This window comes from Arthrobacter paludis, from assembly GCF_056782315.1.
Window position 1 is genome coordinate 33,254 of sequence record NZ_JBXAEW010000006.1, and the last position, 16,483, is coordinate 49,736.

The 16,483-nt window shown below is 70.2% G+C and carries 19 protein-coding genes and 1 pseudogene; 1 reads left to right on the plus strand and 19 read right to left on the minus strand.

Going from position 1 to position 16,483, the window contains the following annotated elements:
• Nucleotides 1–30: 30 nt before the first annotated feature.
• From rplE to rplN, 3 genes are read right to left on the minus strand one after another with little or no spacing between them, the layout of a single operon-like run.
• The gene (gene rplE / locus AC1Q5D_RS06505) at nt 31–600 is read right to left on the minus strand and encodes a 50S ribosomal protein L5 (protein ID WP_481737766.1); all 570 of its coding nucleotides are present in this window, start codon (nt 598–600) and stop codon (nt 31–33) included.
• Nucleotides 600–962 (minus strand): 50S ribosomal protein L24, encoded by a 363-nt coding sequence (rplX, locus tag AC1Q5D_RS06510; RefSeq protein ID WP_481737767.1) that lies wholly within the window; start codon nt 960–962, stop codon nt 600–602. The genes rplE and rplX overlap by 1 nt, the downstream gene beginning before the upstream one ends.
• Nucleotides 963–965: 3 nt before the next feature.
• Entirely contained in the window at nt 966–1,334 is a 369-nt protein-coding gene (gene rplN / locus AC1Q5D_RS06515) for a 50S ribosomal protein L14 (RefSeq protein ID WP_481737768.1), read from the minus strand.
• Nucleotides 1,335–1,698: 364 nt separating this feature from the next.
• Here rplN and AC1Q5D_RS06520 point away from each other — a divergent pair.
• Nucleotides 1,699–2,025 (plus strand): annotated as a pseudogene (locus AC1Q5D_RS06520) (maleylpyruvate isomerase family mycothiol-dependent enzyme); the annotation flags it as partial.
• Between the two features lie 143 nt (nt 2,026–2,168).
• Here the strand turns inward: AC1Q5D_RS06520 and rpsQ are convergent.
• From rpsQ to fusA, 16 genes are all read right to left on the minus strand, one after another.
• A complete protein-coding gene (gene rpsQ / locus AC1Q5D_RS06525) occupies nt 2,169–2,459 on the minus strand; it encodes a 30S ribosomal protein S17 (protein ID WP_481737769.1) in 291 nt (96 codons plus the stop codon).
• Nucleotides 2,459–2,752, minus strand: a complete 294-nt coding sequence (gene rpmC, locus AC1Q5D_RS06530) for a 50S ribosomal protein L29 (RefSeq protein WP_481737770.1) — start codon at nt 2,750–2,752, stop codon at nt 2,459–2,461. Before rpmC ends, rpsQ begins: the two co-directional genes overlap by 1 nt.
• Before the next feature lie 2 nt (nt 2,753–2,754).
• A complete protein-coding gene (gene rplP / locus AC1Q5D_RS06535) occupies nt 2,755–3,171 on the minus strand; it encodes a 50S ribosomal protein L16 (protein WP_481737771.1) in 417 nt (138 codons plus the stop codon).
• Nucleotides 3,172–3,990, minus strand: a complete 819-nt coding sequence (gene rpsC / locus AC1Q5D_RS06540) for a 30S ribosomal protein S3 (protein ID WP_481737772.1) — start codon at nt 3,988–3,990, stop codon at nt 3,172–3,174.
• Nucleotides 3,991–4,356, minus strand: coding sequence for a 50S ribosomal protein L22 (gene rplV, locus AC1Q5D_RS06545; RefSeq protein ID WP_481737773.1), 366 nt, complete (start codon nt 4,354–4,356; stop codon nt 3,991–3,993). It lies immediately after the preceding gene.
• Between the two features lie 57 nt (nt 4,357–4,413).
• Nucleotides 4,414–4,695: a 30S ribosomal protein S19 gene (gene rpsS / locus AC1Q5D_RS06550; protein WP_481737774.1), complete on the minus strand. Its 282-nt coding sequence runs from the start codon at nt 4,693–4,695 to the stop codon at nt 4,414–4,416.
• 12 nt (nt 4,696–4,707) lie between these two features.
• On the minus strand, nt 4,708–5,547 hold the full coding sequence (rplB, locus tag AC1Q5D_RS06555; protein ID WP_481737775.1) for a 50S ribosomal protein L2: 840 nt from the start codon (nt 5,545–5,547) through the stop codon (nt 4,708–4,710).
• Nucleotides 5,548–5,576: 29 nt separating this feature from the next.
• Nucleotides 5,577–5,882 (minus strand): 50S ribosomal protein L23, encoded by a 306-nt coding sequence (gene rplW, locus AC1Q5D_RS06560; RefSeq protein ID WP_481737776.1) that lies wholly within the window; start codon nt 5,880–5,882, stop codon nt 5,577–5,579.
• Nucleotides 5,879–6,484, minus strand: coding sequence for a 50S ribosomal protein L4 (rplD, locus tag AC1Q5D_RS06565; RefSeq protein WP_481737777.1), 606 nt, complete (start codon nt 6,482–6,484; stop codon nt 5,879–5,881). Before rplD ends, rplW begins: the two co-directional genes overlap by 4 nt.
• 4 nt (nt 6,485–6,488) lie before the next feature.
• On the minus strand, nt 6,489–7,139 hold the full coding sequence (rplC, locus tag AC1Q5D_RS06570; RefSeq protein ID WP_481737778.1) for a 50S ribosomal protein L3: 651 nt from the start codon (nt 7,137–7,139) through the stop codon (nt 6,489–6,491).
• A gap of 19 nt (nt 7,140–7,158) precedes the next feature.
• Nucleotides 7,159–7,467 carry a 30S ribosomal protein S10 gene (gene rpsJ / locus AC1Q5D_RS06575; protein ID WP_003803825.1) on the minus strand — a complete coding sequence of 103 codons (309 nt, stop codon included), beginning with the start codon at nt 7,465–7,467 and terminating at the stop codon, nt 7,159–7,161.
• A gap of 413 nt (nt 7,468–7,880) precedes the next feature.
• Nucleotides 7,881–8,612 (minus strand): thermonuclease family protein, encoded by a 732-nt coding sequence (locus AC1Q5D_RS06580; protein WP_481737779.1) that lies wholly within the window; start codon nt 8,610–8,612, stop codon nt 7,881–7,883.
• Nucleotides 8,613–8,614: 2 nt separating this feature from the next.
• On the minus strand, nt 8,615–8,749 hold the full coding sequence (locus tag AC1Q5D_RS06585) for a hypothetical protein (RefSeq protein ID WP_481737780.1): 135 nt from the start codon (nt 8,747–8,749) through the stop codon (nt 8,615–8,617).
• A gap of 10 nt (nt 8,750–8,759) precedes the next feature.
• Nucleotides 8,760–12,737 carry a hypothetical protein gene (locus tag AC1Q5D_RS06590; protein WP_481737781.1) on the minus strand — a complete coding sequence of 1,326 codons (3,978 nt, stop codon included), beginning with the start codon at nt 12,735–12,737 and terminating at the stop codon, nt 8,760–8,762.
• Between the two features lie 152 nt (nt 12,738–12,889).
• Nucleotides 12,890–14,080, minus strand: a complete 1,191-nt coding sequence (tuf, locus tag AC1Q5D_RS06595) for an elongation factor Tu (RefSeq protein WP_481737782.1) — start codon at nt 14,078–14,080, stop codon at nt 12,890–12,892.
• 223 nt (nt 14,081–14,303) lie between these two features.
• The gene (gene fusA, locus AC1Q5D_RS06600; RefSeq protein WP_481737783.1) at nt 14,304–16,418 is read right to left on the minus strand and encodes an elongation factor G; all 2,115 of its coding nucleotides are present in this window, start codon (nt 16,416–16,418) and stop codon (nt 14,304–14,306) included.
• Between the last annotated feature and the right edge of the window lie 65 nt (nt 16,419–16,483).

A 16,483-nucleotide genomic window follows, 5' to 3' on the forward strand; every position in this document is an offset into this window, starting at 1 on the left:
CCGTCAGTGCGGACCTGCAACGTAGTGGTTTTAGTCTTCGGTCTTGAACGGGAAGCCGAGCGCCTTGAGCAGGGCGCGGCCTTCGTCGTCGTTCTTGGCGGTGGTCACCACGGTGATGTCCATGCCGCGGACGCGGTCGATGCCGTCCTGGTCGATCTCGTGGAACATCGACTGCTCCGTGAGGCCGAACGTGTAGTTGCCGTTGCCGTCGAACTGCTTGCCGGACAGGCCGCGGAAGTCGCGGATACGGGGCAGCGCGAGCGTGACGAGGCGGTCGACGAACTCCCACATGCGGTCGCCGCGCAGCGTGGCGTGGGCGCCGATCGGCATGCCCTCGCGCAGCTTGAACTGGGCGATCGACTTGCGGGCCCGCGTGACGACCGGCTTCTGGCCGGTGATCGCGGTGAGGTCGCGCACGGCGCCCTCGATGAGCTTCGAGTCCTTGGCGGCCTCGCCGACGCCCATGTTCACGACGACCTTCACCAGGCCGGGGACCTGCATGGTGTTCGCGTAGTTGAACTGGTCCTGCAGGGAGCCACGGATCTCGGAGAGGTACTTGGCCTTCAGGCGCGGCTGGATCTTCACAGCTGCTTCAGTCATTAGAGTGCCTTTCCGGAAGCCTTGGCGTAGCGCACGCGCACGGTCTTCTTGACGCCGTCCTTCTCGACCTCTTCGAGGCGGAAACCGACGCGGGTCGGCTTCTTGGTCTCGGGGTCGACGACAGCGACGTTGGACGCGTGGATCGGGGCCTCAACGACCTCGAGGCCGCCCGTGTTGGCGCCGGACGCGTTCTGGCCCGCCTTGCGGTGCTTGGTGACGCGGTTGATGCCCTCGACGAGAACGCGGTTGCGCTCCGGGAAGACCTTCAGGACCTTGCCCTGCTTGCCGCGGTCGCCGCCGCGCTCCTGCGTGGCGCCGGTGATGACCTGGACGAGATCGCCCTTCTTGATCTTTGCACCCATGGGTTACAGCACCTCCGGAGCCAGGGAAACGATCTTCATGAACCGCTTGTCACGCAGCTCGCGGCCGACGGGGCCGAAGATACGGGTACCGCGGGGCTCTCCGTCGTTCTTGAGGATGACGGCGGCGTTCTCGTCGAAGCGGATGTACGAGCCATCCGGACGGCGGCGCTCCTTCTTGGTGCGGACGATGACGGCCTTGACGACGTCGCCCTTCTTCACGTTGCCGCCAGGGATCGCGTCCTTGACGGTGGCGACGATGGTGTCGCCGATGCCTGCGTAGCGACGTCCGGAACCGCCCAGCACGCGGATGGCAAGGATTTCCTTGGCACCGGTGTTGTCGGCAACCTTGAGTCGCGACTCCTGCTGAATCACTCTTCACTCCTGTCGTCTCGCTGGTTCTCACCAGGTGAGCCTTGCGGAACGGGTTGATGGACTCCCCCCGGCGATCGCTTACCCCCACCTCCGACGGTCCGAAGGATTCCGTCTGGTTGGAAGCAGGGCCGAGGCGTCATGCCGGGGAGCCGTGCCGCGCGCCGTCGGCCAGGGCCGATGGCGTGCAAATGCCCGCGGCGGAGGTGGATAGTCCCCGCACGCGAAAGCGCACAGACTTCAAGTCTACGCGACGCTGTGCGCAAACCGAAATCGCATGGTATATGCTCTTCCGCCGCCCGCGCGCCCCGGGTAGCGTCGGCCGCGTCCGCCGAGCGGCGGGCACCCCCGCGAACCGGAGGCCGCCGTGACGCCCGACCCCTGGCCCACCGTCCACGCCGAGCGCCACGCCCTCGTCCGGGACCTCGCCGGGCTGCCGGCCGCCGCGTGGGCGACGCCGTCGCTGTGCCCGGGGTGGGACCACGACGTGCTCGCCCACCTGGTCAACGACGCCAAGACGACGCGCTGGGGCTTCCTCCGCGGCCTCGTGGGCGCCGGCTTCGACTTCGACCGGCTCAACGCGCGCGGCGTCGCGCGCGAGCGCTCCGCCGACCCGGGACGCACGCTGGCGGCGTTCGCCGCCGTCGCCCCGGGCGGCCCGTCCGCCCCGGCGAGCTGTCGGGCGACGCCGCGGCGCGCTTTCCGGTCCGGGACCGCTAGCGGGCGGCGTGCCGGAACCGGCCCGCACCGGGCGCCCCGCCGGTTAAACGCCGGCGCCGGCGCCTCCCGCTGGGGGAAGCGCCGGCGCCGGTCGGGGTGCCTGTCGGGGCGATTCGGCTACTTGGCCTTCTCGATGATCTCGACGAGGCGGAACCGCTTGTCCGCGGACAGCGGGCGGGTCTCGGCGATCAGGACGAGGTCGCCGATGCCGGCGGTGTTGTTCTCGTCGTGGGCCTTGACCTTCTTGTTGCGGCGCAGGACCTTGCCGTAGAGCGAGTGCTTCACGCGGTCCTCGACATCCACAACGATGGTCTTCTGCATCTTGTCGGAAACCACGTACCCGCGAAGGGTCTTGCGGTAACCGCGGGCCTCTGCCTGCTCAGCCACTGCGTTCTCCTTCTCGTTCATTACTTGGTTTCCTCAGCCGGAGCGTCCTTGGCGGCCTTCTTGCCCTTGGCCTCCTCGACCGGGACAACGACCTCCTCGCGGATGCCCAGCTCGCGCTCGCGCAGCACCGTGTAGATGCGCGCGATGTCGCGCTTGACCGACTTGAGCCGGCCGTGCGACTCGAGCTGGCCGGTGGCGGACTGGAAGCGCAGGTTGAACAGCTCCTCCTTGGCCTTCTTCAGTTCCTCGACCAGGCGGGCGTTGTCATACCCGTCGAGCTTCTCGACGGCAAGATCCTTGGATCCGATCGCCATTCCTATTCACCACCCTCACGACGCACGATGCGTGCCTTCACCGGCAGCTTGTGGATCGCCAGGCGCAGGGCCTCGCGAGCTACCTCTTCATTGACGCCGGCGAGCTCGAACATGACCCGTCCCGGCTTGACGTTCGCGACCCACCACTCCGGCGAACCCTTACCGGAACCCATGCGGGTTTCGGCCGGCTTCTTGGTCAGCGGGCGGTCCGGATAGATGTTGATCCAGACCTTGCCGCCACGCTTGATGTGGCGGGTCATCGCGATACGGGCGGCCTCGATCTGGCGGTTCGTGACGTAACCCGGGGTCAGGGCCTGGATGCCGTACTCGCCGAAGGACACCGTGGTGCCCCCGGAGGCAGCGCCCGAACGCTTCGGGTGGTGCTGCTTACGGTACTTGACTCGACGTGGGATCAGCATTTAAGCCTGTCCTCCTTCTGCGGCCGGGGCGGCAGCCTCGGCCGGGGCCTGGGCCTGCTGGCCCTGGCCGCCGGTGTTGCGGTCGTTGCGACGACGGCGCTCGCCGCCGCCCGCCCCCGGACGGCCGCGGTCGCCACGGCCGCGCGCCGGAGCGGCGGCGGCCTGGGCGGCCAGTTCCTTGGAGGTCAGGTCGCCCTTGTAGATCCAGACCTTCACGCCGATGCGGCCGAAGGTGGTCTTCGCCTCGAACTTGCCGTAGTCGATGTTCGCGCGCAGGGTGTGCAGCGGCACACGGCCCTCGCGGTAGAACTCCTTGCGGCTCATCTCGGCGCCGCCGAGGCGGCCGGAGCACTGGACACGGATGCCCTTGGCGCCGGCGCGCATCGCGGACTGCATGGCCTTCTTCATCGCGCGGCGGAACGCCACGCGGGAAGCAAGCTGCTCCGCGACGCCCTGGGCGACCAGCTGGGCCTCGATCTCGGGGTTCTTGACCTCGAGGATGTTCAGCTGGACCTGCTTGCTGGTGAGCTTCTCGAGCTCGCCGCGGATGCGGTCGGCCTCGGCGCCGCGGCGGCCGATGACGATGCCCGGGCGCGCCGTGTGGATGTCCACGCGGACGCGGTCACGGGTGCGCTCGATCTCGACCTTGGCGATGCCGGCGCGGTCCATTCCGGTGGAGAGCAGCTCGCGGATCTTGACGTCCTCGCGGACGAAGTCCTTGTAGCGCTGGCCGGGCTTGTTGCTGTCGGCGTACCAGTGCGAAATGTGGTCCGTGGTGATGCCGAGACGGAACCCGTTCGGGTTGATCTTCTGGCCCATTTACTTCTCCCCACCCTTCTCCGGGGTCGAAACAACCACGGTGATGTGGCTGGTGCGCTTGTTGATGCGGAACGCGCGGCCCTGGGCACGCGGGCGGAACCGCTTCATGGTGGCACCCTCGTCGACGAAGGCCTCGCTGATGATCAGCTCGTCCTCGTTGAACGCGACGCCGTCGCGGTCCGCGGCGACACGGGCGTTCGCCACTGCCGACGCAACAACCTTGGACACCGGCTCCGAAGCCGCCTGGGGGGCGAACTTCAGAATCGCCAGGGCCTCGTTCGTCTGCTTACCACGAACAAGGTCGACGACGCGCCGGGCCTTCATAGGCGTTACGCGAAGATGGCGCGCAATTGCCTTGGCTTCCATTGCTTTCCTTCTCTCGTCTTCTCGAAAAAGCGCGAGCGCTGGGCTAACCCCGGGGGGTTAGCGGCGCTTGCCCTTCTTGTCGTCCTTCACGTGGCTGCGGAACGTCCGCGTCTGGGCGAATTCGCCGAGCTTGTGCCCGACCATCGACTCGGTGACAAACACCGGAATGTGCTTGCGGCCGTCGTGAACGGCGATCGTGTGGCCGAGCATGTCGGGCACGATCATCGAACGGCGGGACCACGTCTTGATGACGTTCTTGGTGCCCTTTTCGTTCTGAGCAGCGACCTTCACGAAGAGGTGCTGATCGACGAAGGGGCCTTTCTTCAGGCTGCGTGGCATGTCTCCAGGCTCCTATCGCTTGTTCTTGCCGGTGCGACGACGGCGGACAATGAGCTTGTCGCTGTCCTTGTTGGGGCGGCGGGTACGGCCCTCGGGCTTGCCGTTCGGGTTGACCGGGTGGCGACCACCGGAGGTCTTGCCCTCGCCACCACCGTGCGGGTGGTCGACCGGGTTCATGACGACACCACGCACGGTCGGGCGGACGCCCTTCCAGCGCATGCGGCCGGCCTTGCCCCAGTTGATGTTCGACTGCTCGGCGTTGCCGACCTCGCCGATCGTGGCGCGGCAGCGCACGTCGACGTTGCGGATTTCGCCGGAGGGCAGGCGCAGCTGGGCGTACTTGCCCTCGCGGGCCACCAGCTGGATGGACGCACCGGCGGAGCGGGCCATCTTGGCCCCGCCGCCCGGGCGCAGCTCCACGGCGTGCACCGTGGTGCCGACCGGGATGTTGCGCAGCGGCAGGTTGTTGCCCGGCTTGATGTCGGCGCCGGCGCCGGCCTCGACCGGGTCGCCCTGCTTCAGGTTGACCGGCGCGATGATGTAGCGCTTGGTGCCGTCGGCGTAGTGCAGGAGCGCGATGCGGGCGGTGCGGTTCGGGTCGTACTCGATGTGCGCGACCTTCGCCGGCACGCCGTCCTTGTCATGGCGACGGAAGTCGATGACGCGGTAGGCGCGCTTGTGCCCGCCACCCTTGTGCCGGGTGGTGATCTTGCCGGAGTTGTTGCGGCCGCCGGTCTTGCTCAGCGGGCGGACCAGCGACTTCTCCGGAGTCGTCCTGGTGATTTCTGCGAAGTCGGCGACGGACGAGCCACGCAGGCCCGGCGTCGTCGGCTTGTACTTGCGGATAGCCATGTGTCAGTTCCTCGTTAAAGTGGTCTCCGCTACGAGAGCGGACCGCCGAAGATGTCGATCGTGCCTTCCTTCAGGGAGACGATCGCGCGCTTGGTCGCAACGCGCTCGCCCCACCCGAAGCGGGTGCGCTTGCGCTTCCCGGCACGGTTGATGGTGTTCACCGAGGCCACCTTGACGCCGAAGATGGACTCCACGGCGTACTTGATCTCGGACTTGTTCGAGCGCGGGTCGACCAGGAAGGTGTACTTGCCTTCGTCGATCAGGCCGTAGCTCTTTTCCGACACGACGGGAGCGATGATCACGTCGTGCGGGGACTTGTGGGTCGCGGCGCTCACTTGGCGGCCTCCTTGTTGACCAGGGCATCGAACGCGGCCTTGGTGAACACGACGTCGTCGGCAACCAGCACATCGTAGGTGTTGAGCTGGTCGACGTAGATGGCGTGCACGTCGGCGAGGTTGCGCACGGACAGCGCGGCAACGTCGTTCTCGCGGTCGATGACAACGAGCAGGTTCTTGCGCTCGGTGAGAGCGCGCAGGGTCGCCAGGGCGTCCTTGGTCGACGGCTTCTCGCCGGCCACCAGGGCCTCGATCACGTGGATGCGGTCGTGGCGAGCGCGGTCGGAGAGGGCGCCACGCAGGGCGGCGGCCTTCATCTTCTTGGGCGTCCGCTGGCTGTAGTCGCGCGGCACCGGGCCGTGGACGACGCCGCCGCCGGTCATGTGCGGGGCGCGGATCGAACCCTGGCGGGCGCGGCCGGTGCCCTTCTGCTTGAACGGCTTGCGGCCGGCACCGGAGACCTCGGCGCGGGTCTTGGCCTTGTGCGTGCCCTGGCGGGCAGCGGCCAGCTGGGCCACGACGACCTGGTGCAGCAGCGGGACGTTGGTCTGGACGTCGAAGATCTCGGCGGGAAGCTCGACCTTCAGAGCGTTGTTAGCCATTTACTTAAGCTCCCTTCACGGCGGTGCGTACGAGGACGACCTGGCCGCGGGCACCGGGGATGGCGCCCTTGATCAACAGGAGGTTCTTCTCGGCGTCCACAGCGTGGACGGTGAGGTTCTGCGTCGTCTGGCGCACGTTACCCATGCGGCCGGCCATGCGCAGGCCCTTGAAGACGCGGCCCGGGGTGGACGCGCCACCGATGGAACCCGGCTTGCGGTGGTTCTTGTGCGCACCGTGCGAGGCGCCGACGCCGGAGAAGCCGTGGCGCTTCATGACACCGGCGAAGCCCTTGCCCTTGGTCTTGCCGATGACGTCGACCTTCTGGCCGGCCTCGAACAGCCCAACGGACAGCTCCTGGCCCAGCGCGTAGTCGGCGGCGTCTGCGGTGCGCAGCTCGACGACGTGGCGGCGCGGGGTCACGCCCGCGGCGTCGAAGTGGCCGGCGAGGGGCTTGGTGACCTTGCGGGGGTCGATCTGGCCGTAGGCGATCTGGACGGCGGCGTAGCCGTCGCGCTCGGCGTCGCGCAGCTGGGTGACGACGTTGGAATCGGCCTGGACAACGGTGACCGGGATGAGCTTGTTGTTCTCGTCCCAGACCTGGGTCATGCCGAGCTTCGTGCCCAGCAGGCCCTTGAGGTTACGGGTTGCGGTCATAGTCTCTCAGCACCTCCCCTTAAAGCTTGATCTCGATGTTGACGTCCGCGGGCAGGTCGAGGCGCATGAGCGAATCGACGGCCTTCGGAGTCGGATCGATGATGTCGATCAGGCGCTTGTGGGTGCGCATCTCGAAGTGCTCGCGGCTGTCCTTGTACTTGTGGGGCGAACGGATAACGCAGTACACGTTCTTCTCCGTCGGCAGCGGCACGGGGCCGACTACGGTTGCGCCTGCGCGCGTGACCGTCTCAACGATCTTCCGGGCAGAAACGTCAATGACCTCGTGGTCATACGACTTCAGCCGGATGCGGATTTTCTGTCCCGCCATGGCGTCATGCCTCTTTCTCGAGTAGCACTCTCTGTACAGTTGCTGTGCCCTACGGGTCCTTGCGGACTGGCACGCCCGCACGGACTGAATCCGGATAGGATCCGGGTTCCTCACCCCGTCGGGCCTCCGACCCCCGCGGTCGGGCGTGTCGCGTTAGATCCGCGACGCCGCCCCGGAGAATGGGGGTGGATTCTGTTGGCCTTCCCACCGGTTCCCGTCGGATCCGTCCCCGCCCCGGGCATTATCCCGGGCGGGACGCGATCCCGGTCGGAACCGTCCTAGTCCGCGGATCGGGGGCCGACCACCGGACTCAAGACACGGAAAAGCGCTTGAACAACTTGTCCAGTCTCCCACAGCGACGCCGAATTCTCAAAAGGGCGGCCCAGTGGTGGCCCCCGCCACAGCGTGTCCCGCTAGGCGCACGCTCCCCATTGCCCGGCACCGAGGCCGCGGGCCTCCGCCTCGGCGTCCAGGAGCGCGGGCACGTACGTCGTGTTCGGCTCGTAGTACTCGACCTCGGCGGCCCCGGACGCGACGAGAATCCCCTGCACGAACCGCCCGTCCGCGGTCCACAGGTGCAGCAGGACCCGCCCGTACTGGTCGAAGTGCTCCCGGTCCGGGGCGGCCCACACGGACGAGCCCGGAACGGCCAGCCGGCGCAGCGCGGCGGTGGCCCGGTCGCCGAAGCATTCGGCCCGGTCCCCGGTCTCCGGGGCGTCGATGCCGAGCAGCCTCGTGCTTTCGCGCCCCGCCGCCGCCACCCAGGCCGCTCCCCCGCCCTCGGGGCGCAGGCGCAGCGTGTCCCCGTCGTGGACGGAGACGACGGCGAAGCGCACCGCGCTCTGGGGCCGCGGCGGGCGCGGGGCCGCCGCCGGGGGCGCGGCCGAACCCCCCGAAGCCGCGGTCGAACCCGGCGGGCCCGCCGGGCCCGCGGCCTGGTCCGCCGTCTCCGTGGCCGAGTCCGCCGTTTCCGCGGCCGCGTTGCCGAGTGGCAGGTCGAGGTCCCCTCGCTCGGCGGCGAGCCAGAGCCCGATGCCGATCAGCAGCAGCGCGACGAGCAGCTTCGGCCAGAGCCTGCGGCGGCCCTGCCGTCCGAATAGTCTCCAGGGCCCGGCGCCGCGGCCCGCGCCGATCCTGCGCGGCACGGCTAGCGTCCCCGGCGCGACCGGCGGATCCGTCGGGCCCGGTCGATCTCGTGCCGGAAGTACCGACGCCCCCAGAGCACGGCCGAGGCCACGGCGACGACGATGCCCACGACGATCCAGAACAGGAGCCACTCCATGGTTCCGAGCCTAACGCCCGGGCATCCCGCCCGCCCGGCTCGCCCCCGGTTCCGGTTCCGGCGGGGCCTGCGGCGCGGGACGTGTCGGATGCGGCAGCCCCAGTGCTGTCCCCGGGGGCACCGGCGGGTCCTGCGGCGCCACGACAGGCGGCGCCTGCAGGCCCAGCGGGCCCTGCCGGGGAGCCGGCACGGTCGGAGGGCCGCCGGACGGGACGCCCGGTTCGGCCGGCACCCCGCCCTCGCGCGGGCGCCCGAGGCGGGACAGCCGCCACACCGCCAGCCCGATGATCAGCAGCGCGAGCAGCGCGAGGAGCAGGAAGGTCAGGGACCGCAGGTACCACAGCACGGCCACGAGGATCCCGGCCGCGCCCCACAGGACGAACAGCCTCCGGTTGGACAGCAGGCCGAAGGCCAGGAGCGCCGCGAACCCGAGCAGCACCCACACCTGCCCCGCGGGCAGGGAACCGAACACCGCCCAGGGGCCGCTCAGCGTGAGCAGGCCGGCGGACACCGCCAGGATCGGGGTGCCCCGCTGCGGGCGGCGTCGCCAGTATTCGTAGCCGGCCAGCGCCGCGACCACGAGGACCCAGTACTGCACCATCCAGAACGCCTCGTGCGGCCCGTCCACGACCCACCACGCGCGCTGGGCCAGCGCCGCGAGGGCGAGCGCCGCGACCTCCGCCGCGACCTCCCGGCGCCGGCGCGGCCATTCGAAGACCGCGGCGACGGCGACCACCGCCAGGAACAGGCATCCCGTGAGGGCGACGGCGTCCCGCGCGCTGCCGGCCGCGGCCAGCCCCGCGACCGCCAGCGCCAGCAGGGACCCCGCGAAGACGTAGCGGGCGTGAAGCCAGGTCCATCCCGGGCGCCCGCGGCCGAGGGACCCGTCGCGGACCATCGCCCAGGTCGGGCTCGCCGGGCCGTCGCCGTCGTCGAAACCGAAGCGGCCGCCCGCGACGGCCCCCGCGAACAGGACGACCGCCGCGCCCGCCTGCCCAAGCGGGAACAGCCACGGGCTGGAGGTCCCGGCCGGGCCGGAGACGGCGTCCACCAGCTGGAGCGCCCCGAGGTGCGCGGCGACCTGGACGGCGACGACGGTGCCCGCGAGCAGGACGGCCGCGGCGGTCCCGGCCGCGAACACCGCGAGGGCGGCCGCAGCGAGCCCGGCGACGAGGGCCGCCCAGCCGTTCCCGGCGGGCGCCGTCGAGGCGGCCAGCGCCACCACGGTGGCGACCGCCGCCGCGCGCGTTTTCCGCTGGAAGTGGACCCGGTCCGTGGGCCCACCGACGGCCGCCCTTGCGGTCGTGGCGCCCTCCAGCAGGAGCAGGGCCCCCGTCGCGAGGGCCAGGACCGCGACGGCGGCGGCCGCGGACCACAGGGGTCCGGGCAGCCAGCCTCCGGAGCGGGCGGCGACGGCGTCGGAGGGGACGACGGCGAGCAGTCCCGCGGCGAGCACCGCCGGAAGGACGACGAGGTCCCGGCCCCACCGGCCGTCGCGCGTCTCCCGCCACCAGAGGGCCGCGTAGGTCCCGGCGGCGACAAGTTGGACCACGAGGGACGCGCGGTCCACCACACCGCCCGCCGCGTACGCGAGGAACCCCAGCGGCAGCAGCACGTAGGCGGCCCATCCGGTCGTCCGGGACAGGCCGATCCCCCGGCCGCGGGGAACGCGGCGGACGAGTGCGGCGCGGCCGACCTGGCCGAGCGCCACCGTCACGGCGAACAGGGCGGCCCTGGCATGGTCGTCGGCACCCAGCCGGTCGGCGGCGTGCAGGAGGCCGCCCACGAGGAACACGTGGGCCGCCAGGGCGTAGGCGCCGCGGACCGTGTGGCCGTCCGGGGACAGGGCCCGCACGATGAAGTACGCCGCCCCCACCGCAAGCACGGCCTCGGGGGCCCACTCCCCCGCGAAGGACCCGGAGAAGGCCAACACGACGAGCAGGGTGCCGGCGCCGGCTGCGTGGGCGAGGAAGCGCGCGGTTCCCGGCCCGTGGCCGCCCCGGGCGCCCTCGCCGCCCTCGATGCGGGCCACCCGGTGGAGGATGACCCCGGCCCCCAGGACGCCGACCGCCAGCAGCGCCCAGGCGCAGGCCTCGCCCCAGCGCGGCGTGCCCCCGCCGTTGGCCCCGTCTCGCAGGTCGAGCCCGCGGGCCGACAGAGTCCCCCACACGACAGCGACCAGCGACAGGGCGAAGAACAGCGCGTGGCCGGTCGGCCGGGCCGGACCCCGCCCGTGCCGGCGCCCTCTCCCGGCCAGCCAGGCCGAGGCCCCCGCATTGGCGAGCCACGCCCCGGTGAAGGCCAGCGTGGCGGCCCGCTGCCCGCCCCCTGCCGGTCCGCCGGCCGCAGGGCCGAGGCCCACCGCGAATCCGTGGGCCGCCCACGCGGCCCAGGCGGCGGCCAGCAGCGGTGCCACGCAGCGCATCGCGACGACGGCGTGCCGGCGCCACCGCCCCGGTTCCCGGCGTCCCGCGGCCGCCACCACCGCCAGGGCCAGCAGTCCGCCGACGGCCTGCCGCCACGGGGCCGGCTCGAACGGCTCGAAGGCCAACAGGAGCCCTCCCGCCACGGGGAGCCAGAACATCCCCTGCCGGCGGCGCCAGGCCACGAAGCCCACGGCCGCGAGGGCCGCCGCGAGCGCCCAGTTCAGGTCGTGCAGCCGGGGCGGCGCGGCCCCCCGGGCGAGGGCGGCCAGCGTCTCCGACCCCAGCATCGCCAGCAGCAGGGCCGCGGAGCCCAGGAGCCACTGCTCCACCCGGACCGCGGGCGCGGCACGGCGGCCGCCGGCGGCCAGCAGCCGTTCGTAGCCGGGACGCAGGAGTTCGATGCCGACCAGCTGCGCCACGACGACCAGCGCCATGGCGCGGACGGTGCCGGTCGGTCCCCAGGCCAGCGCGACGCCCAGCGGAGCGACGAGGAGCGTGGCCGTCGCGCGCCCCGCCCAGAGGTTCAGCCGGCGGTCGGCGGCAGGCCCCAGCGCGAAGCCCGCACCGTAGTAGCCGGTCGAGACGAGCAGCAGCAGGATGAAGTCATGGGCGCTCAGCATCCACGCCACCGTGAGCGACGCGGCCAGGACCGCGGGCACCAGGTACCGGTGCGAGGCCCGGAACGCCGCCGCGTAGGTGTGGCCGAGCCAGCGCGGACGGGCGTACACCGCGAGGGTGGCGAGGGCAGCGAGCAGGATCGAGAAGATGAAGTACCAGACCAGGCCCCGGTTCAGCACGGCACCGCCGGACCACGTCGTCGACACCAGGAACGTCAACGCCAGGGCCGCGAGAACGCGGCTCTGCAGCCGGGCCGCCGCGTGGACGAAGGCCGCGAGCCCGACCGTGGAGGTGACGAACCAGGCCAGGGCGGCGTGGTCCAGGACGAGCAGGTGCAGCGCGAGGCCGGTGACGGGCACCAGGGCCAGCCCCGTGCCCGTGAACGCGGTCGCGGCCGGCCGCAGCGTCTCGCTGCGCGCATGCACCAGGAGGCCGCCGCCGTAGAAGAGCGCCGTCAGCAGGACGAGCCCGCCGAACTTCCAGCCCGCCGGGAGGGCGATCCCGATGAACAGGGACGCGGCGGCGACCAGCAGCAGGGCCCCGGCGTACAGGGCCACGTTGATGTTGCGCAGGGTGCGGGCCCGGGGGTCGGCGGGCGGCGCCCACGCGACGACCGGGTCGGCACCGAACGGGCGGGGCTGCGGGTGTTCCGCTGGCGGAACCTCGCCGCGGAAGCCCGGGCCCGGCGCGGGGCCGGCGGTGCCGGACGAGGGGGCGGCGTGTGCGGGCGCGGGGCCGCCGTGGGCCGTCGGCGCGGACGCCAGGTCGGCTGGCGCCCCTGTCCCGGCGCCGGCGTCGTACCCCTCCTGCCAGGCCCGGGCCATGGCGGCACGCAGGGCCGGGTCCCACCCGGCGCGCGTCGACGGACGCCCCCGCGTCCTGCCGCGGACGAACCACCCCGCCGCGAATCCGAGTCCGACCAGAACCACCACCGCCAGTTCCATGACCCGCCCCCTTGATTACTCACCAGTATAGTTCGCGCCGCCCCGCCCGAAACGGCCCCTCCGCGACTTGTGGACAACCGTTAAACGCAGGAACCCCGCTGCCGAAGCAGCGGGGTTCCTGGCGACCGTTCGGTCAGACCATCAAGCAGTGGCTACTTGGTGATCTTGGTGACGCGGCCGGAGCCGACCGTGCGGCCACCCTCGCGGATGGCGAAGCCGAGGCCCTCTTCCATGGCGATCGGCTGGATGAGCTCGACGGCCATCTCGGTGTTGTCGCCGGGCATGACCATCTCGGTGCCCTCGGGCAGCGTGATGACGCCGGTGACGTCCGTGGTGCGGAAGTAGAACTGCGGGCGGTAGTTCGAGTAGAACGGGTTGTGGCGCCCACCCTCGTCCTTGGACAGGATGTACACGTTCGCGTCGAAGTTCGTGTGCGGGGTGATGGAACCCGGCTTCACGACGACCTGGCCGCGCTCGACGTCCTCGCGCTTGATGCCGCGGAGCAGCAGGCCACAGTTCTCGCCGGCCCAAGCCTCGTCGAGCTGCTTGTGGAACATCTCGATGCCGGTGACCGTGGTCTTCTGGATCGGGCGGATGCCGACGATCTCGACCTCGGAGTTGATCGGCAGGGTGCCACGCTCGGCGCGGCCCGTGACGACGGTGCCGCGGCCGGTGATCGTGAAGACGTCCTCGATCGGCATCAGGAACGGCTTGTCGCGGTCGCGGACCGGGTCCGGGATGTACTCGTCGACGGCCTCCATGAGGTCCTCAACGGCCTTGACCCACTGGGCGTCGCCCTCGAGGGCCTTCAGGCCGGAGACGCGCACCACGGGGGCGTCGTCGCCATCGAAGCCCTGCGAGGACAGCAGCTCGCGGACCTCCATCTCGACGAGGTCCAGCAGCTCCTCGTCCTCGACCATGTCGGACTTGTTCAGGGCGACCAGCAGCGTCGGAACGCCGACCTGGCGGGCCAGCAGAACGTGCTCGCGGGTCTGGGCCATCGGACCGTCGGTGGCGGCCACGACCAGGATCGCGCCGTCCATCTGGGCAGCGCCGGTGATCATGTTCTTGACATAGTCGGCGTGGCCGGGGGCGTCAACGTGGGCGTAGTGGCGCTTCTCGGTCTGGTACTCGATGTGCGAGATGTTGATGGTGATGCCGCGCTGGCGCTCCTCCGGGGCGGAGTCGATCGCGGAGAAGTCCCGGGACTCGTTGAGGTCCGGGTACTTCTCAGCCAGCACCTTCGAGATGGCGGCGGTCAGCGTGGTCTTGCCGTGGTCAACGTGGCCGATGGTGCCGATGTTGACGTGCGGCTTAGTCCGCTCGAACTTTGCCTTCGCCACAGGTTCCTCCTAGAACGTTGTCAGAAGACTTACCCCGCCCACGCGGTTCGTGGACGAAACTCATGCAAGTCTACTGTGGGCTTGTTACTTTTTTGAAATTGTGCGGTGTCCGCCAGGCCGCTCGCCCGCGGGCTTCGGGTCCGCCCCGTGGGGCCGGCCACGAGGGCCGGCCCCACGGTTCCGCCGGCCCCGGGGGCCGGGTCCGGCGGATGGTGTTCCTTGGCTACTCGCCGCGGGACTTCTGGATGATCTCGTCGGCGACGGCCTTCGGGACCTCGGCGTAGGAGTTGAACTCCATCGAGTACACGGCGCGGCCCTGCGTCTTGGAACGCAGGTCGCCGATGTAGCCGAACATCTCGGAGAGCGGCACCAGGGCCTTGACGACCTTGACGCCGGCGGCGTCCTCCATGGACTGGATCTGCCCACGGCGGGAGTTGATGTCGCCGATCACGTCGCCCATGTACTCCTCGGGCGTACGGACCTCGACGCTCATCATCGGCTCGAGGATGATCGGGTTGGCGCGGCGCACGCCCTCCTTGAACACCTGGGAACCGGCGATCTTGAACGCCATTTCCGAGGAGTCGACGTCGTGGTAGGCGCCGTCGATGAGGGTCGCCTTCACGCCCACCATCGGGTAGCCGGCGAGGACACCGAACTGCATGGCGTCCTGGATGCCCGCGTCGACGGACGGGATGTACTCGCGCGGGATGCGGCCACCGGTGACGGCGTTCTTGAACTCGTAGAACGTGCCCTCGGTGGTGTCCAGCGGCTCGAACGAGACCTGGACCTTCGCGAACTGGCCGGAGCCACCCGTCTGCTTCTTGTGGGTGAAGTCGACCTTCTCGACGGCCTTCTTGATGGTCTCGCGGTACGCGACCTGCGGCTTGCCGACGTTGGCCTCGACCTTGAACTCGCGCTTCATGCGGTCCACCAGGATGTCCAGGTGGAGCTCGCCCATGCCGCCGATCTCGGTCTGGCCGGTCTCCTCGTTGAGGGAGACGGTGAACGTCGGGTCCTCGGCGGAGAGCTTCTGGATGGCCGTGGAGAGCTTCTCCTGGTCGCCCTTGGTCTTCGGCTCGATGGCCACGAAGATCACCGGCTCCGGGAAGGACATCGACTCGAGGACGATCGGCGCGTCCGTGGCGCACAGGGTGTCGCCGGTGGTGGTGTCCTTGAGGCCGATCACCGCGTAGATGTGGCCCGCGTGCACCTCCTCCACCGGGTTCTCCTTGTTGGCGTGCATCTGGAACAGCTTGCCGATGCGCTCCTTCTTGCCCTTCGTGGAGTTGAGCACCTGCATGCCGGAGGTGGCCTTGCCGGAGTACACGCGCACGAAGGTCAGCTGACCGAAGAACGGGTGGGCCGCGATCTTGAACGCCAGCGCGGAGAACGGCTCCTCCTCGTTGGGCTCGCGCTTGAGCTCCTTCTCCTCGTCCTTGGGGTCATGGCCGATCATGTCGGGCACGTCCAGCGGGGAGGGCAGGAAGTCGATGACCGCGTCCAGCATCGGCTGCACGCCGCGGTTCTTGAACGCCGAGCCGCAGAGGACCGGGTAGGCCGCGTTGTCGATGACGAGCTTGCGGATGCCGCCCTTGAGCTCCTCGAGGGTGAGCTCCTCGCCCTCGAAGAACTTCTCCATCAGGGCCTCGTCGGCCTCGGCGACCTGCTCGACGAGCTTCGCGCGGTACTCCTCGGCGCGCTCCTTGAGCTCCTCCGGGATCTCGCGGGTCTCGTACTGGGCGCCCATGGTGACGTCGCCCTTGGAGTCGCCCGGCCACACCAGGGCCTTCATGGTCAGCAGGTCGACGACGCCGATGAAGTCGGACTCGGCGCCGATCGGCAGCTGCATGACCAGCGGGGTCGCGCCGAGGCGCTTGATGATGGTGTCGACCGTGAAGTAGAAGTCGGCGCCCATCTTGTCCATCTTGTTGACGAAGCAGATGCGCGGGACGCCGTACTTGTCGGCCTGGCGCCAGACGGTCTCGGACTGCGGCTCGACGCCCTCCTTGCCGTCGAAGACGGCGACGGCGCCGTCGAGCACGCGCAGGGAGCGCTCCACCTCGACCGTGAAGTCCACGTGGCCCGGGGTGTCGATGATGTTGATCTGGTTCTGGTTCCAGAAGCAGGTCACGGCGGCGGACGTGATGGTGATGCCGCGCTCCTTCTCCTGCTCCATCCAGTCGGTCGTCGAAGCACCGTCGTGCGTCTCGCCGAGCTTGTGGTTCACACCCGTGTAGAACAGGATGCGTTCCGTCGTAGTGGTCTTACCGGCATCGATGTGCGCCATGATGCCGATGTTGCGGACCTTCTTGAGGTCGGTGAGCACGTCCAGTGCCACGGTGTCTCCCTATGTGTTGGTGCGGGGGACGGCGGCGGGGCCGGTTCCTTTCGGGCCGGCCCCGC

Coding starts and splice junctions, on each gene's coding strand:
- rplE (WP_481737766.1), bottom strand. CDS start 600: ATGACTGAAGCAGCTGTGAAGATCCAGCCGCGCCTGAAGGCCAAGTAC.
- rplX (WP_481737767.1), bottom strand. CDS start 962: ATGGGTGCAAAGATCAAGAAGGGCGATCTCGTCCAGGTCATCACCGGC.
- rpsQ (WP_481737769.1), bottom strand. CDS start 2,459: ATGAACGAGAAGGAGAACGCAGTGGCTGAGCAGGCAGAGGCCCGCGGT.
- rpmC (WP_481737770.1), bottom strand. CDS start 2,752: ATGGCGATCGGATCCAAGGATCTTGCCGTCGAGAAGCTCGACGGGTAT.
- rplP (WP_481737771.1), bottom strand. CDS start 3,171: ATGCTGATCCCACGTCGAGTCAAGTACCGTAAGCAGCACCACCCGAAG.
- rpsC (WP_481737772.1), bottom strand. CDS start 3,990: ATGGGCCAGAAGATCAACCCGAACGGGTTCCGTCTCGGCATCACCACG.
- rplV (WP_481737773.1), bottom strand. CDS start 4,356: ATGGAAGCCAAGGCAATTGCGCGCCATCTTCGCGTAACGCCTATGAAG.
- rpsS (WP_481737774.1), bottom strand. CDS start 4,695: ATGCCACGCAGCCTGAAGAAAGGCCCCTTCGTCGATCAGCACCTCTTC.
- rplB (WP_481737775.1), bottom strand. CDS start 5,547: ATGGCTATCCGCAAGTACAAGCCGACGACGCCGGGCCTGCGTGGCTCG.
- rplD (WP_481737777.1), bottom strand. CDS start 6,484: ATGGCTAACAACGCTCTGAAGGTCGAGCTTCCCGCCGAGATCTTCGAC.
- rplC (WP_481737778.1), bottom strand. CDS start 7,139: ATGACCGCAACCCGTAACCTCAAGGGCCTGCTGGGCACGAAGCTCGGC.
- rpsJ (WP_003803825.1), bottom strand. CDS start 7,467: ATGGCGGGACAGAAAATCCGCATCCGGCTGAAGTCGTATGACCACGAG.
- AC1Q5D_RS06585 (WP_481737780.1), bottom strand. CDS start 8,749: ATGGAGTGGCTCCTGTTCTGGATCGTCGTGGGCATCGTCGTCGCCGTG.
- AC1Q5D_RS06590 (WP_481737781.1), bottom strand. CDS start 12,737: ATGGAACTGGCGGTGGTGGTTCTGGTCGGACTCGGATTCGCGGCGGGG.